Origin of the sequence: Labrenzia sp. 011 (assembly GCF_003075075.1) — a bacterium.
In the GTDB taxonomy this organism is placed as follows: domain Bacteria; phylum Pseudomonadota; class Alphaproteobacteria; order Rhizobiales; family Stappiaceae; genus Roseibium.
Genome location: NZ_QCYM01000017.1, coordinates 43749 through 59112, shown reverse-complemented (window position 1 = coordinate 59112; position 15364 = coordinate 43749). Strand labels below are relative to the sequence as shown.

The 15364-nt window shown below is 63.6% G+C and carries 15 protein-coding genes; 5 read left to right on the top strand and 10 right to left on the bottom strand.

Going from position 1 to position 15364, the window contains the following annotated elements; all coding sequences use genetic code 11:
- Positions 1-144: 144 nt before the first annotated feature.
- From DCO57_RS17005 to DCO57_RS16985, 5 genes are all read right to left on the bottom strand, one after another.
- Positions 145-1089 carry an ABC transporter substrate-binding protein gene (locus DCO57_RS17005; RefSeq protein ID WP_116700107.1) on the bottom strand — a complete coding sequence of 315 codons (945 nt, stop codon included), beginning with the start codon at positions 1087-1089 and terminating at the stop codon, positions 145-147.
- Between the two features lie 74 nt (positions 1090-1163).
- Positions 1164-2123, bottom strand: coding sequence for an ABC transporter permease (locus DCO57_RS17000; protein ID WP_116700134.1), 960 nt, complete (start codon positions 2121-2123; stop codon positions 1164-1166).
- A 41-nt stretch (positions 2124-2164) separates the two neighbouring features.
- Positions 2165-3691, bottom strand: coding sequence for a sugar ABC transporter ATP-binding protein (locus DCO57_RS16995; protein ID WP_116700106.1), 1527 nt, complete (start codon positions 3689-3691; stop codon positions 2165-2167).
- Positions 3692-3727: 36 nt separating this feature from the next.
- The gene (locus DCO57_RS16990; RefSeq protein WP_205756193.1) at positions 3728-4483 is read right to left on the bottom strand and encodes an SDR family oxidoreductase; all 756 of its coding nucleotides are present in this window, start codon (positions 4481-4483) and stop codon (positions 3728-3730) included.
- Positions 4484-4527: 44 nt separating this feature from the next.
- Complete coding sequence (locus DCO57_RS16985; RefSeq protein WP_116700104.1) at positions 4528-6054, bottom strand: altronate dehydratase family protein; 1527 nt, start codon at positions 6052-6054, stop codon at positions 4528-4530.
- A gap of 102 nt (positions 6055-6156) precedes the next feature.
- On the opposite strand from DCO57_RS16985, the gene DCO57_RS16980 reads away from it, so the two are divergent.
- From DCO57_RS16980 to DCO57_RS16965, 4 genes are read left to right on the top strand one after another with little or no spacing between them, the layout of a single operon-like run.
- Positions 6157-6870, top strand: a complete 714-nt coding sequence (locus DCO57_RS16980; protein WP_116700133.1) for a GntR family transcriptional regulator — start codon at positions 6157-6159, stop codon at positions 6868-6870.
- 22 nt (positions 6871-6892) lie between these two features.
- Complete coding sequence (locus DCO57_RS16975; RefSeq protein WP_116700103.1) at positions 6893-7948, top strand: aldo/keto reductase; 1056 nt, start codon at positions 6893-6895, stop codon at positions 7946-7948.
- Complete coding sequence (locus DCO57_RS16970; protein WP_116700102.1) at positions 7933-8364, top strand: RbsD/FucU domain-containing protein; 432 nt, start codon at positions 7933-7935, stop codon at positions 8362-8364. The genes DCO57_RS16975 and DCO57_RS16970 overlap by 16 nt, the downstream gene beginning before the upstream one ends.
- An 8-nt stretch (positions 8365-8372) precedes the next feature.
- Positions 8373-9200 carry an amidohydrolase family protein gene (locus tag DCO57_RS16965; protein WP_208978000.1) on the top strand — a complete coding sequence of 276 codons (828 nt, stop codon included), beginning with the start codon at positions 8373-8375 and terminating at the stop codon, positions 9198-9200.
- Positions 9201-9262: 62 nt separating this feature from the next.
- Here DCO57_RS16965 and DCO57_RS16960 read toward each other — a convergent pair whose 3' ends face one another.
- From DCO57_RS16960 to DCO57_RS16940, 5 genes are all read right to left on the bottom strand, one after another.
- On the bottom strand, positions 9263-10261 hold the full coding sequence (locus tag DCO57_RS16960; protein WP_116700100.1) for a 2-oxoglutarate and iron-dependent oxygenase domain-containing protein: 999 nt from the start codon (positions 10259-10261) through the stop codon (positions 9263-9265).
- An 85-nt stretch (positions 10262-10346) separates the two neighbouring features.
- The gene (locus tag DCO57_RS16955) at positions 10347-11765 is read right to left on the bottom strand and encodes an amidohydrolase family protein (RefSeq protein ID WP_116700099.1); all 1419 of its coding nucleotides are present in this window, start codon (positions 11763-11765) and stop codon (positions 10347-10349) included.
- Entirely contained in the window at positions 11762-12622 is an 861-nt protein-coding gene (locus DCO57_RS16950) for an ABC transporter permease (protein WP_116700098.1), read from the bottom strand. Before DCO57_RS16950 ends, DCO57_RS16955 begins: the two co-directional genes overlap by 4 nt.
- Positions 12622-13401, bottom strand: coding sequence for an ABC transporter ATP-binding protein (locus DCO57_RS16945; RefSeq protein WP_116700097.1), 780 nt, complete (start codon positions 13399-13401; stop codon positions 12622-12624). Before DCO57_RS16945 ends, DCO57_RS16950 begins: the two co-directional genes overlap by 1 nt.
- A gap of 6 nt (positions 13402-13407) precedes the next feature.
- Positions 13408-14412, bottom strand: a complete 1005-nt coding sequence (locus DCO57_RS16940; protein ID WP_116700132.1) for an ABC transporter substrate-binding protein — start codon at positions 14410-14412, stop codon at positions 13408-13410.
- A 406-nt stretch (positions 14413-14818) separates the two neighbouring features.
- On the opposite strand from DCO57_RS16940, the gene DCO57_RS16935 reads away from it, so the two are divergent.
- Entirely contained in the window at positions 14819-15301 is a 483-nt protein-coding gene (locus DCO57_RS16935) for a nucleoside deaminase (protein ID WP_116700096.1), read from the top strand.
- Positions 15302-15364: the final 63 nt, after the last annotated feature.

Genomic DNA, 15364 nt, shown 5'->3' with positions numbered 1-15364 from the left:
TAGGTGCTGTTGAGCCCGGCCGCACCGGCGGCCGGGCACTTCGGTTCACATTGCCTTCTTGTGGACTGACAGGAAAGCAGAAAAGAAGGCGATCGGGAAGGCAGGGCCCCCCGCGCATTCCGGCGCGGGAGGCGCGGCTTCGGATCAGTCGTACAACACAGCGGCGATCTTCGGATCGTCGATGTTCGAGCTGTCGTAGTAGTAGAAACCGGTGTCGATATGCGCCGGCACTTCCTTGCCCTGGGAGGCTTCGAGGGCGGCCTTCACGGTTTCATAGCCGATGCCGACCGGGTTCTGGGTGATGGCACCCGCCATCGCGCCGCTGCGGATGGCGTCCTTCTGGGCCTTGCCGCTGTCGTAGCCGATGATGACGATGTCCGATTTGCCCATCTCGGCAACACCGTTCACGACGCCGAGGGCGGAGCCTTCGTTGGCGCCGAAGACACCCTTCAGATCCGGGTTGGCGGTCAGGATGGCCTTGGTCAGTTCCGTCGACTTCAGATGGTCGCCGCCGCCGTATTGCACGGTCACCACTTCGATGTCCGGATAGTTGGACTTGATGCGGTTCGAAAACCCTTCGACGCGGTCGATGCCCGTGCGGCTGGTCTGGTCATGGGCGACGATGGCCACCTTGCCGGCACCGCCGATCAGCTCTGCCATCTTGTCGGCGGCAAGGGCTGCCGCGGCAACATTGTCGGTGGAAGCGGTGGCCAGCGGAATGTCGCTGTCGACGCCACTGTCGAAGGCGATGACCGGAATGCCCTTTTCCTGCGCCTGGCGCAGAAGCGGGATGGCGGCCTGACTGTCGAGAGCGGCAAATCCGATGGCCGTCGGGTTCTTGGCGAGCGCTGCGGCGAGCATGTCGATCTGGCGGTCGACCATGGTTTCGTTGTCCGGGCCCTCGAAGGTGATGGTGACCCCGAACTCGTCGGCGGCCTGATCGGCACCGGCCTTCACCGCCTGCCAGAACTGATGCTGGAAGCCTTTCGAGATGAGCGGAATGTAGGTTTCCTGAGCGAAGGCGAAATTACCGGAAAGCATGAGTGCGACCGCACCTGCAGCTCCGATGAGATGACGTCTGTTGAGCATATTCCTCTCCATTGTTGTATGCGGATTTCTGTCCGTTTGCCGGGGTGTGGACACCCTCTTCTTCTTGATGAAAGTCAGGCCTTGCGTCTGCGCACCATGTCCGCATAGACGGCCAGAATGATGATGGCGCCGGTAACCACCGTCTGCCATTCCTGGGCGACGGAAAGCACCCGCAGCCCGTTGGTGAGCACGGCCATGATCAGCGCGCCGATCAAGGTGCCCAGAACCGTGCCGCGCCCGCCGGAAAGCGACGTTCCGCCGATCACCACGGCGGCGATGGCCTCGAGCTCGTAGCCGAGGCCGAGGGCAGGCTGGGCCGAGTTCAGGCGTGAGGCGATCAGGATGCCGGCAATGCCGCAGATGGCGCCGGCCAGACTGTAGACCGCCATTTTCCAGAAATCGGTGTTGACCCCGGACAGGCGCACCGCTTCCTCGTTCGAACCGAGCGCGAAGGTGTAGCGTCCCAGCACCGTGCGCCCGAGGACATAGGCTGCCGACAGGGCGACGATGAACAGGATCAGCACGCCGTTGGGAATGGGCAGGGCGGGAATGATCTCGCCGATGAGCGAGCCGCGCGAGATCTGGTCGAAGCCCGGCGTGTCGTTGAAATAGATCGGCCGCGTGCCGGAAATCACCAGCGACAGGCCTTTCAGGATCAGCATCATGCCGAGGGTGGCGATGAAGGGCGGGATCTTCATCTTGGCGATGAAGGTGCCCGAGCACAGGCCGCAGAGCGCGCCGGCGCCGATTGCCGCGATCACGCCGACCGGCAGCGGCATGCCGAGATTGGTCAGCACCACGCCGGCGATCACCGCGCAGAAGGTCATCAGCGTTCCGACCGACAGGTCGATGCCGCCGGTGATGATCACCAGCGTCGCCGCCACGGCCAGCACCCCGTTGACGGAGGTCGCCTGCAGGATGGCGATCATGTTGGAGGTCTGCATGAAGTTGGGCGAGGCGATCGAAAAGCCGATCAGCAACAGGACCAGGCTGGCGAAGGCCAGCAGCTTCTGATGTGCCCCCGTGTCGATCATCCGGGCGAACAGGGTGGGCGTGGATGTTGGATTGACGGCTGTCACTGCTGATATCCCTCTGGCTGCATGGTCGGCGTCCGGAGTGTCGCCAGGTGCATGATGTCTTCCTGTGAGGTTTGCTCGCCGCCCGGCAGGATGCCGGTCAGCCGGCCTTCGCACATGACGGCGATGCGGTGGCTGAGGCGCATGATTTCCGGCAGTTCGGAGGAGATCACGATGATGGCCCGGCCTTCCTTCGCAAGGTTGGTCAGGAGTTTGTGGATTTCGGATTTCGCCCCGACATCGATGCCGCGCGTCGGCTCGTCGAAGATCAGGATGTCGCAGTCCCGGTAGAGCCACTTGGCGATGACCACCTTCTGCTGGTTGCCGCCGGAAAGCAGCCGCACCTCCTGTCTGTCCGACGGGGTGCGGATATCCAGCTTGCCGATATAGTCCTGCGCCGTGCGCCGCATCTCCTCTTCCCTGAGGACCCCGAGGGGGCTCGAGAAGCGGTCGAGGCTGGCGAGGGCGATATTGGTGCGCACATCCATGCCGGTGGCCAGGCCGAAGTGCTTGCGGTCTTCCGAAAGATAGCCGATCCCCGCCTTCACCGCGTCGGAAGGCTGCGAAATGGCGCAGGGCTTTCCGTGGACGCGGATCTCGCCGCCGTCGCGCGGGTCCGCCCCGAAGATCGCCCGTGCGACCTCGGTGCGTCCGGCGCCCATGAGCCCGGCAAAGCCGAGGATCTCGCCCTTGCGGACGGAAAAGCTGACGTCGCGGATTTCCCGGCCCCGGTTGAGGCCGCGCACGTCCAGAAGGGTGTCGGCTCCGGACAGGTCGGGAATATCGGCCGTCTCGTTGGCGACTTCCCGTCCAACCATCATGGAGATGATCCTGGAAACCGGTGTTCCGGCTGCATCGAGCGTTCCCACATAGGCGCCGTCGCGCATCACGGTCACCCGGTCGGCGATCTGCTTCAGTTCGTCCATCTTGTGGCTGATGTAGATGATGCCGACGCCGTCCGCCTTCAGGCGGCGGATGATGGTGAAGAGTTCGGCGATTTCCGCATCATTCAGCGCCGCGGTCGGTTCGTCCATGATCAGGACGCGCGAGCGGTAGGAAAGGGCCTTGGCGATTTCCACCGCCTGCTGCTTGGCGATGGTCAGGTCACCGACGACCGTCTTCGGATCCAGGGCCAGATTCATCGACCTGAAGATCTCGACCGCCCGGGCGTTGAGAGCGGCCTCGTCCAGCCGGCCGAACCTGAGGCGCGGCTCGCGGCCGATGAAGATGTTCTGTGCCACCGTCAGGTCGTTCATCAGGCTGAGTTCCTGATGAATGATGCCGATGCCCAGATCCTGCGCCGCCTTGGGGCCGTTCAGCTCCGCCTGCTCTCCGTTGATGAGGATCTCGCCGCCATCCTTGGGATAGATGCCGGAGAGGATCTTCATCAGCGTGGACTTGCCGGCGCCGTTCTCGCCCATGAGGGCGTGAACCTCGCCGCTGGCCAGGTCGAAACTGACATTCTTGAGGGCATGAACGCCGGGGAACCGTTTTTCGATTCCGGTCATTCTGACCAGGTCTGTCATTGCGCAGTCCTCCCAAAACCGCAACGGGCGTGTCACCTAGATGGTGACACCTCCGTCAACAAGAAGCGCCTGTCCGGAAACGAACCGGCTTTCGTCGGACAGCAGGTAGACAACCATCGGAGTCATGTCGTCGACGGTCGCCAGGCGGCCCATCGGCTGACGGGCGATGAAGTTCTTTTCCGCCTCGACGGGATCGGGAGCGGAGGCGATCCGGCCACGCAGGGACGGCGTGTCGACGGTCCCCGGACACAGGGCGTTGCAGCGGATGCATTCCTGGACGAAGTCGGCGGCCACTCCCTTGGTCAGGCCGATGACCGCGGCCTTGGTGGTGCCGTAGAGGGTGCGCACGGGAAAGCCCTTTATCGATGAGGCCATCGACGACATGTTGAGAATGGAGGCCGTTCCGGTGTCCTTCGCCCGCGCACGCATGCCCGGCAGGAAGGCCTGAATCATGCGGTACATGGAGGTGACATTGAGATCGACGCTGAACGCCCAGTCTTCCTCGGTAATGTCCAGAACCGTGCCGTGGTGGACGTAGCCGGCACAATTGAAAAGACCGTCGAGATCCGGCAACCGCTCCGCCAGTGCCGTGATCTGGTCGCGCTCGCGCACATCCAGCCTGTGGGTCTCGATGCCCGGGCATTCCTGCGCAAGGCTGGCCAGGGTTGCTTCGTTGATATCGACGGCGATTACCTTCGCGCCCTGGCTTGCACAGGCGATCGCGCTAGCGCGGCCGATCCCCTGGCCGGCCGCCGAGACCAATATGGTTTTGTCTTTCAAACGCACTGAAATCCTCCCGAAACCTTCTGCGGATATGATCTGTTCTTGTGGTGGCCTTACATCACGGCGCCGATTTGCCAGGGAACGAATTCGACACCGCCGAAACCGAGTTCCTCGCTCCTGGAATGCTCACCGGAGGCGACGCTGACGATCTTCTCGAAGATCTCCCGTCCCTTTGTCTCGAGGCTGACATTCTCGGAAACGATGTCGCCGCAGTTGATGTCCATGTCTTCGGACATGCGGCCGTACATCTCGCTGTTGGTGGCCAGCTTGATGCAGGGGGTCGGCATGTAGCCGGAGACCGATCCGCGTCCGGTGGTAAACACGATGATATTGGCGCCGGAGGCGATCTGCCCGGTGACGGAGCAGGGGTCGAAGCCGGGACTGTCCATGAAGACAAAGCCCTTCTTGTCGATGGCTTCGCCGAACTTGTAGACATCCACCAGCGGCGCGGATCCGCCCTTGGCCGCCGCGCCGAGGGATTTTTCCAGGATTGTCGTCAGCCCGCCTCGCTTGTTGCCGGGCGAGGGATTGTTGTCCATCTCGCCACCATTGCGGGCGGTGTAATCCTCCCACCAGCGCACGCGTTCGATGAGCTTCCTGCCGACCTCGACGGAAACCGCCCTGCGGGTGAGCAGATGTTCCGCGCCGTAGATTTCCGAGGTCTCGGAAAGAATGGTCGTGCCGCCGTGACGGACCAGGAGATCGGAGGCGATGCCCAGGGCCGGATTGGCGGTGATGCCCGAATAGCCGTCCGAGCCGCCGCACTGCATGCCGACCGTGATCTCGGAAACGGGAACCGGCGTGCGCTCGGCCTCATTGGCGAGCTTTGCCAGTTCCGCCAGTTCCCTGAGGCCCGCCTCGATCGTCTTGCGGGTGCCACCGGTCTGCTGGATGGTCATGTATCTGAAGTCGCCGCCCGGACGCATCTTCCGCTCGCCGACCAGATCGGCCACCTGCATCACTTCGCAGCCGAGGCCGATCAGCAGGATGGCGGCGAAATTGGGATGCTGGGCATAGCCCGACAGCGTGCGGAACAGGGTCGCGTAGCCTTCATCCTTGCCGGACATGCCGCAACCGGTGCCGTGCACGATCGGAACGATGCCGTCGACATTGGGATAGTCCTTCAGGAACCCGGATTTTTCCGCCGCTTCCGCGATGAATCTGGCGACCGAGCCGGAACAGTTCACCGATGTCAGGATGCCTATGTAATTGCGGGTTCCGGCCTTGCCGGTCGGGCGCCGGTAGCCCAGAAACGTCCGCTCCTCGGTGACCGGCTCCAGCGGGACGCAGGCCTGCGCATGCTGGTAATCCTGGCTGTGGTCCCCCATGCCGAGGTTGTGAACATGCACATGCTCGCCCGGCTGGATGTCCACTTTCGCCTGACCGATGATCTGGCCATAGCGGATCACGTTGTCGCCCGCGGAAATCAGCCGGCGGGCGATCTTGTGGCCGCGCAGAACCTGTCCGGGAAGCGGCATGTCCACGAAAGCCGCATTCGCGCCTGCCTCGATATCCTCGAGCGCGACGACCACGTTGTCGCCGGGGTTGAGAAGGATTGAATTGGCATGGGTCTGCAGCAAGGAACTCTCCCGGGTTCGGCTCTTCGGACCAATCTTGCCTCAGGACTAGCTTGACACGGCAACTGTGTCAACTAACATGTTAGCATTCTAATCGAGATGGTCATGTCGCTGACAAACGAACAACACTCTGACGAATTTCCCTTGCCGGACATCGGCAGGCTGACCGGGTCCCTTGCGCAGCGTGTCTACGAAGCGCTGCGCTCGGCCATCCTCGCCATGGACCTGCCGCCGGGGACCGTGCTGCGAAAGCAGCTCATCTGCGAGAAGCTCGGGGTCTCCCGTTCTCCGGTCACCGAGGCCATCACCCGCCTGGCGGGGGAAGGGCTGGTGGAAGTCATTCCCCAGTCCGGGTCGCGGGTCGCGAAGTTCTCCATGTCGGAAATCCACGAGGGTGCCTTTCTGCGCGAAGCGATCGAGCTGGCCGCCGTGGCCAGGGTCGCGGCGGAGCGGACCGAGGACCAGCTCTCCGAACTGACCCGCAATCTCAGGCTCCAGGCGCTTTGTCTCGAGGACTACGACGAGGCCGGCTTCTACCGGGAGGACGAGCGCATGCATGAGCTCATCTTTTCCTTCACCGGTTTTCCGAAACTGAATGCGCTTGCCGCCAGCGGCTGGCTCCAGGTGAACCGCGCCCGGCAACTGCTGCTGCCCATGCGCGGCCGCGCGGAGGAAGCGTATGAAGAGCACAAGGTCATCCTCGAGGCCGTCCGCGCCCGGGACCCGGAAAAGGCGCGCCGGGCCATGCGAAAACATCTGAGTCGGCTGGTCACCCGCCTGGAGCCGCTCGTCGAAACCCGCCCGGACCTGTTCGATTAGGGTGTCAACCAGAGGAAATGCAATGAACGGTCTTCGAACGAATCTGCTGAACAGCCGGACGCCGCAGCGGATTGAGCTGACGGAAATGGGCTTCGGCGGCGCGCCGCTGGGTAATCTCTACCGCAAGGTTGCCGAACCCGATGCCCAGGCCGCGCTGCAGGCGGCTTATGACAACGGCATCCGCTATTTCGACACGGCACCGCAATACGGTCTCGGCCGTTCGGAGGAACGTTTCGCGCGCGCCATAAAGCGCTTCGGCAGGGACACCATCCACCTGTCGACAAAGATCGGCCGCCTGTTGCTCGACTGCGAGCCGGACGAGGTGACCCCGGAAGCCTTCGTCGATGTGCCGCAGAAGCGGATCGTCTTCGACTACAGCTATGACGGCGTGATGCGCAGCTACGAGGCCAGCAAGGCGCGGTTGCAGGTGACGAACGCGGACATTCTCTTCGTCCACGATGTCTGTGCCTTTTCCCAGGGCTCGCAGGAAGCAAGCGATGCCCGCGTCCGCGAACTCTTCGATCTTGGCGGTTACCGTGCCCTCAGCGAGCTGAGGGAGGCGGGCGAAATCGGCGCGATCGGCGCGGGGGTCAACGAATGGCAGGTCTGCGAGAAACTGCTCGGCCTTGCCGATTTCGACTGTTTCCTGCTCGCAGGCCGTTACACGCTGCTCGAGCAGGAGGCCCTGGAAAGCTTCCTGCCCCTGTGCGAGGCCCGCGACGTCGGCATCATTCTGGGCGGACCGTATAACTCCGGCATTCTGGCGACCGGCGCCGTCCCCGACGCGAAATACAATTACCAGGACGCGCCGCCGGACATACTTGAACGCGTCCGCAAAATCGAGGAAGTTTGCAGCGCCCATTCCGTTCCTCTTGTCGCCGCTGCCCTGCAGTTCGTGCTGGGCCACCCCTGCGTCAAGACGGTCATTCCGGGCGCCGTGAACGCGGCACAGGTCGAAGCCAATCTGGCGGTCCTGAAGACATCCATCCCGGCTGCTTTCTGGTCGGATCTGAAGTCCGGCGGTCTCGTCCGCCAGGACGCCCCCATGCCGGAGAACCGTACATGCTACGCGGCCTGAACCCTCTTCTGTCTCCCGATCTTCTGCATGCTCTGGCGGCCATGGGACACGGCAATGACATCGTGATCGCCGACGCGAACTTTCCCGCGCACAGCAACGGCCAGCGCGTGGTCCGCCTCGACGGCGTCTCGGCGACGGCGGCGCTGGAGGCCGTGCTGCAGGTTCTTCCGCTCGACATCTATGTGCCCGACCCGGCGCTGACCATGCAGGTGGTCGGCAACCCGTCAGAGATCCCGCCGGTGGTTGCGGAATTCCAGAAGATCGTCAACGAACAGGCCGACAACCCGGTGAGTATCGGCAGTCTGGAGCGGCATGCCTTCTATCAGCGCGCCCGGGAAGCCTTTGTCATTCTCCAGACCGGGGAGACCCGGCTCTATGGCAATATCCTTCTGAAAAAGGGTGTCATTGGGTCATGAATGCGTTCTTGACCCGTATTGATGCCCATCAGCACTTCTGGAAACTCGACCGCGGCGATTATGGCTGGCTGACACCCGAGGCAGGTGCGATCTACCGGGACTTTCTGCCCGCGGACTTCGAGCCTTTTCTGGACGCGCACCGCGTGAGCGGAACCGTGCTCGTTCAGGCGGCCCCGACCGACGCCGAAACGGACTTCCTGCTGTCGCTGGCCGAGGACAATCCGTTCGTCAGGGGCGTTGTCGGCTGGGTGGATTTCGAGGCCGCGGACGCTCCGCAGCAGATTGCCGCGCTGGCGGAACGTTCCGCCCTGGTCGGCCTGCGGCCGATGATTCAGGATATCCCCGATGTGGACTGGATGCTCCGGCCGCAACTGACGCCGGCTTTCGAGGCCATGGCAAGGCACGCCCTGACCTTCGATGCGCTGACCCTGCCCGGGCATCTGAAGAACCTGCGCGTGCTTCTGGACCGCCATCCGGATCTGACGACCGTCATCGATCACGGCTCGAAGCCCGCGATCCGCACCAGGGCCTTCGATGCATGGGCGCATGACATGAGCGTGCTTGCGCGGCAGACCTCGGCTTGCTGCAAGCTTTCGGGCCTCGTCACCGAAGCCGCCGACGGCTGGACGGTGGACGATCTCAGACCCTATGTGGACCATCTGCTTGCCAGCTTCGGAGCGGATCGCCTGATCTGGGGCAGTGACTGGCCCGTGTGTACCCTCGCTGCGACCTACGCGGACTGGGTCGCGGCAACGGACCGGCTGCTGGCCGGCTTGAGCGAAGCGCAGGCAAGATGCGTCCTGCACGACAATGCGGTCAGGGTCTACGGCCTCTGAACAGGGGAGGAAGGGGCCCGGCGGCATTGCAGCACTTGCCGGACCCGTTTGCCTGAACCTGCCTATTTCCGGCCGAAATTGGCCCCGAGACGCATCTGGATGTAGTCATGCGCGCTCATCGGCTCATATTTGCCTTCCGGACCGGCCAGGATCGTATCCATGTTGGCCTGGGCGAAAAACGCCATGGAATAGCGCGGACCGAGATATTCGTCCGGCTTGGGCATGCGCACCCTATGCAGGTTGGACAGCAGCTTGTCGTCGGACCAGCGCATCAGCATGTCGCCGATATTGCAGGTGATCACCCCTTCCAGCGGCGGCACATCGGTCCAGGCGATGGCGCGGCCCTGGCTGTCCTTGCCCGGGCACAGCTGCAATCCGCCCTGTCCGGCCTTCTGGTGCAATAACGTCAGGCAGTCGAAATCCGTATGCGCGCCCGCGCGCCAGAACTTGAAGTCCTCCGGCTTGGCGTCCTCCATGCCCAGATAGTGGATCAGCCGCAGGGTGGACTGATAGTCCGGCGTCAGGGGATCATGACCGTCGGTGAAGAAGTCGGGCGGAAAATTCAGCTTGTCGGCGAAACAGGAGAGCACCTTCATGGCGAGCGCCCAGTTGTGGCGCTCGAAGGCCAGCATGGTGGCCTTGAACCCCGTGACCTCTTCCCCGGACGGCCAGAGGCCCGTCATGCGTGGCAGGGTGATCTGGTAGCTTTCCTTCTGATCCGCCGTGCCGGTGGACGGACGCACCTGGGCCTTGAATTCCCAGCCCGCGTTCGTGCCGGGCCTGAGCGGGAATTTTTCCTTCGTCTGCGCCGGCAGGCTGAAAAAATCCGCGGAGAGGCGAAAGGCCTCGTCGATCAGTTCCTGGGGAATGCCGTGATTGGTGAGCTGGAAGAAGCCGATTCCGGTGGCAGCCTCCCACAGGTCTTCGGCGATCTCCGCCTTGCGTGAGAAATAGTCCGACATGTCGATCCGCGGGATGTCGCGATCGACGGTTTCGCCCTCGCCGCCGAAACTCTTTTCCTTCTCGAGTTCCGCAAGGCCGTAGGATGTAGAGGTGCTCATGTTTCCGTTCTCCTCAAAAAAGGGTTCACGGAGCAATGACCCGTGCCGCGGTGGCACTGCCAGCTTATACTCCACACATCCGCGTTCATCCGAACGCGGGAAGCTCAAGGGCGGCGCGGGCCCCGGCGGACGCCGACATCTCCTTTTTCCTGTCCATGATACGGCGGGTGATCCGTTGGGCGTCGTCGGCAAGGGCCGCAAGGTCGAGCCCGGGAATCCGCCCGTCTTTCACGACCTGCCGGCCGGCGGCGAAACTGTGTTTCACGGCGGTGGCCCCGGTCAGAACCGGTGCCAGGGCCGGATCGTGCAGGCCCAGGTTACGGGGCGCGCTGATATCGAAGAGGGTGATATCGGCGGCCATTCCCGGAGCCAGCAGTCCCAGTCTGTCGAAGCCGAGAGCTTGCGCGCCGCCTTCCGTCGCCCAGTTCAGTGCCGTTTCCGCGTGCAGGGCATCGACACCCTTGGCGGCCCGGTGAAGCGTGAAGGCGCTGTAGAGCGCCGCGCCCATGTCCGCCGCCTCGTTCGCCCCGGCGCCGTCGACGGCCAGGGAAACGGTCCCGCCCGCTTCATGCAGCATATCGGCGGGCGCGATACCGGAGCCGAGCCGGGCATTGGCCTGCGGGCAGTGGGCCATGGCGGTGCCGGTTTCCGCAAGACGCCGGACTTCCTCCGCGTCGCAGTCGACCAGATGGGCGAACCAGACATCCGGCCCCAGCCAGTCCTGTTCCGCCAGCCAGGACACCGGCCGCTTGCCATATCTGGCAAGGGTGAAATCCGCATAGGCGCGGTTTTCGGAAAGATGCGAATGCAGCCGCAGACCTTTGGTGCGCGCGAACCCGGCAATGTCCTTCAGCTCGCCGGCGTCGACATTGAAAGTCGGCGTCGTCGGCGCAACCGCAACCCGGCGCAAGGAGCCGGGCGAGGGGTCGTGCCAGCGGCCGGCCGTGCGCTCGATGGACGTCAGGAAGACGTCAAGAGGTTCGGTCGGCGGCGGGGGCAGGGCCGGGTCCGCGAAGGACCTGCCGCGGGTGCCGCCGCCGCGCGCCAGCACGAAGCGGATGCCGAGGGCGCCGGCTTCCTCGAAAAGGATGTCGGCCGGGTCGTACTCGTAGCGGTCGGAGAAGACGTAGTGATGATCGCACACCGTCGTCGCCCCGGTGAGCACAAGCTCCGCCAGCCCGATCCGCGCCGCCACTCTCAGGGCCTCTTCGTCGATCAGCGGCCAGTAGCTGTAGGGCACTTGCATCAGCCAGTCGTCGAGCGGGGCATTCAGCCCTTCGGGAACCGCCTTGAGGATGGACTGGAAGAGATGATGATGGCTGTTTACCAGCCCCGGCGTCACCACGCAGCCGGCGGCATCGACGACCTCTTCGCCGGGCAGGGGGACAAGCGCGCCCATCTGGCTGATCACGCCATCGCGCACGCGCAGCGCGCCGCTGAAACGGTCTCCCTGCCGGTTGCCCGCAAGACCGTGATCGATGTTGACGATCAGCAGCGAGGTCATTTCTGCCCTTTCGGCAGGGACCAGGGGAAAAGGATCCGCTGGGTCTGGCTGACGATCTGAAACAGCAGCAGCGACATGGCCACCAGGATCACCAGACCGGCCCAGGCCTGTGGCAGCTTGAACATGGAGGTCGAGAACTGGATGAAATAGCCGATGCCCTTGTCCGCCGCCACGAACTCCGAAACAACCGCTCCGATGACCGACAGGGTGATGGAGATCTTCATGCCGGAAAAGATGTAGGGGGTCGCATAGGGCAGGCGGATCTGGGTGATCTCCCGAAAGGAGGGCGCCCGCAGGGACCGCGACAGCTCGATGAGTTCCGGCGGTGTCGCCGCAAGTCCGGTGGTCATGGAAACGACCAGCGGAAAGAAGGAGATCATGAAGGTGATGACCACCCGCGGCGCATCTCCCGTGCCGAGCACCACGATGATGATCGGTGCGACGGCAACCACCGGCACGGACTGGATCACCACCAGCAGCGGATAGAGCGCCCCCGACAGCAGCCGGGATTTCGCCAGTCCCACGGCAATGGGCAGGGAGACGGCGAAGGAAACCAGATAGCCCAGAAGCGCCACCCGCAGCGTGGCCCATATATGCTCGGCCCATCGCCCTGCCGACACCGATTCAAACCCGAGCACGATGCGCGAGGGAGACGGCAGGATGTAGGACGGTACGGAAAACAGCCGGGTGCAGGATTCCCACAGAACCAGCAGCAGCAGGAAGGTCACAAGGGGCAGCACGACGGGCGTGCGCAGCAGCCGCTCTCCCAGGGGCAGGCGCGGCTGGACGGAAGGGGTGGGGCGTGAGGCTTCCGGCGGTGTCGCGCCGGTGGGGCGTTGCAGGTCGGTGGCGGTCATCAGGCGGCATCCTTCCTGATCAGCAGCGAGCGCAGATGCGCGGCGTAGTCCTGCATTTCGGCGGTGCCGAGGGAACTTTCGTCGCGCGGCCGCGCCGTGGGCACCGGCAGGTCGGCGATCACACGTCCGGGCCGCTCGCTGAGCACCAGGACCCGGTCGGCCAGAAGCGCCGCTTCGGAAATGGAATGGGTAATGAACAGCACCGTCTTCGGACTGGCCTGCCAGAGGCGCAGAAGCTCGAAGCCCATTGTCTCGCGTGTCAGGGCGTCCAGGGCGGAGAAGGGTTCATCCATCAGCAGGATGTCCGGATTGAGGAACAGCGCCCGGGCAATGCCCACCCGCTGCTGCATGCCGCCGGACAATTCCGAGGGCAGGCGGCTTTCGAACCCGGCCAGCCCGACCGTTTCGATGATCGCCTGCGTCTGGTCGCGATCCTCGCGGGTGACCCGGCCCTGCTTGTGCTTTGCGGGAAACACCACGTTGTCTTCCACATTCGCCCAGGGAAGCAGGGTCGGCTTCTGGAAGACGATGCCCACGTCGTCGCGCGGTTGCGTGACGGGCAGGCCGAAGACGCTCACGCTGCCCGTGGACGGCTTCATCAGGCCTGCTGTCAGCCGCAGCAAGGTGGACTTGCCGCAGCCCGACGGCCCCAGCACCGCGATGAACTCATGCTGCGCTATGGTGACGGAGACGCCGTCCAGCGCCGTCACGGCGCCGGTGCCGGTCAGAAAGGTCTGGCCGACACCGGAGAAGGCGATCGCGTTGGGTGCAAGCGCCACGGGGTATTACTCCGAGGCCGGCAGGAAGGACCGGTCGACAGCATCTTCCGGCTGCAGCGACGCCGGGTCCAGTCCCTGGGATGCGGCGACCCGCTCCCAAGTGGCTTGCAGACGGTCCGCATCCAGTGCGCCGAGGCCGTAGGTTTCCGTTACCTCGTTGAAGGCCAGCTTGGAGGCGTCGAGCCAGGAGCCCTTGACGTCTTCCGCCGACAGTTCCGGTACCATCGCCGCAACGGCAGCCGCCGCCTTGTCCGGGTTCGCATAGGCGAACTCCAGGGATTTCTTGAACGCGGCCACGAAGCGTTTTGCCACCTCCGGGCGCTCGCTCAGGAAGGAGTCGCTGGCCACGAGGGCGGCGGAATAAAGTTCCAGACCGGCATCGGCCCACGGCAGAATGACGATCTCCTTGCCGGCTTCCTTGGCCTGATTGGTGTAGCGGGACACATCCGTGAGCCAGGCGATGATGGCGTCGGCCTGGCCGGTCATCAGCAACGGGCCGAGCGCGCCGGGATCGGATTTGGTCAGGGTGATTTCGTCTTCGGAAATCCCGTTGTCGCCGAGTACCAGCGGCAGGAAGACATTGGACGAGGTGAAGGGCGAGGTTGCGATCTTCTTGCCCTTGACATCCTTGATGGATGTGATGCCCGTGTCGGCCGTCGTGTAGAAGGCGTGCGGTCCCATGTTGAAGATGGACATGACGGCAGTCGCCGGCACGCCTTCGGTCGCTCTGGCAGCCATCAGCGCGCCCAGTCCGGCAGAGCCGATATCCGACGTACCGGTCGCCAGCTTGGTGATGGCTTCCGAGGAGCCGCGGCCCGGCTCGATCTTGATTTCCAGACCGGCTTCCTCGCAGAATCCTTCCTGAACGCAGACGTAGATGGGAGCCTTGTCCCCGCCCGGCAGCCAGTCGAGCTGATAGGTCACAAGATCCGCTGCCGAGGCGGATGCCGCACCGGCAACCGCAGCCGCGACCGATGTCAGCGCAACGCACAAACTTTTCTTGTCAAACATGCGCATCAGCACATCCTTTCACTGTTGTTCACTGGAAAATGGGGCAAGCTGCGGGAGCATGATTTCGAACCGTTCGCCATTCTCATCCCATTGTTCGCAAGGCAGGCTCGGGACATTTCCCAAGGCAGCATTGGCCGACCCACGAAGATGAGCAATGTCAAAGCCGAAGGCTCTACCGCTTCTACTCACTCCAACGGAAGATCAAGGCCGTGTTCTTGTCAAGAAGACGGGAAGGTGATTGCATTTGATTGCAGGGGCTTCGCTTAACATTTCCGCGAATGCCTAAATTTTTGTCAGCAGATTGGTTAAATTCTATCCAGATCGACTGATTGTTTCGAGGCACTTGCAAGGTGAAACCGGGCATGATCGTTTTTTACGCAACTGCATACGGGAGACAGGCGTGAGCATGACAGGGGAAGACAGGGACATTGCGCTGCTGCGCAGGGCGTTCGAGATCGCCGCTGCGGCCCGGGAAACCGGCGACCATCCGTTCGGTTGCCTTCTGGTCGGGCCGGAGGGAGAGATCCTGATGGAGCAGGGAAACGGCTACAGCGCCGAGGGCCAGGACATGACGGCCCATGCCGAACGCCTGCTCGCCACGCGCGCCAGCAAGCGGTGGCGGCCGGAGTTTCTCGCCGGCTGCACCATGTATACTTCGGCGGAACCCTGCGCCATGTGTTCGGGTGCCGTCTACTGGTCCGGCATCGGCCGTGTCGTCTTCGGCCAGACGGAAAAATCGCTCAAGGAACAGACCGGCGATCATGACGAGAACCCGACTCTGGACCTTCCCTGCCGCACGGTCTTCGCTGCCGGCCAAAGACAGGTCGAGGTCATCGGCCCGCTCCTGGAGGACGAAGCCGCGCAGCTTCAGGCCGATTTCTGGTCCTAGGGGGTTGGGAGCGAAGAGTTGTCTTTCCGACGCATCTGACTGCGTTTGGAGGGCTCTTCGGTG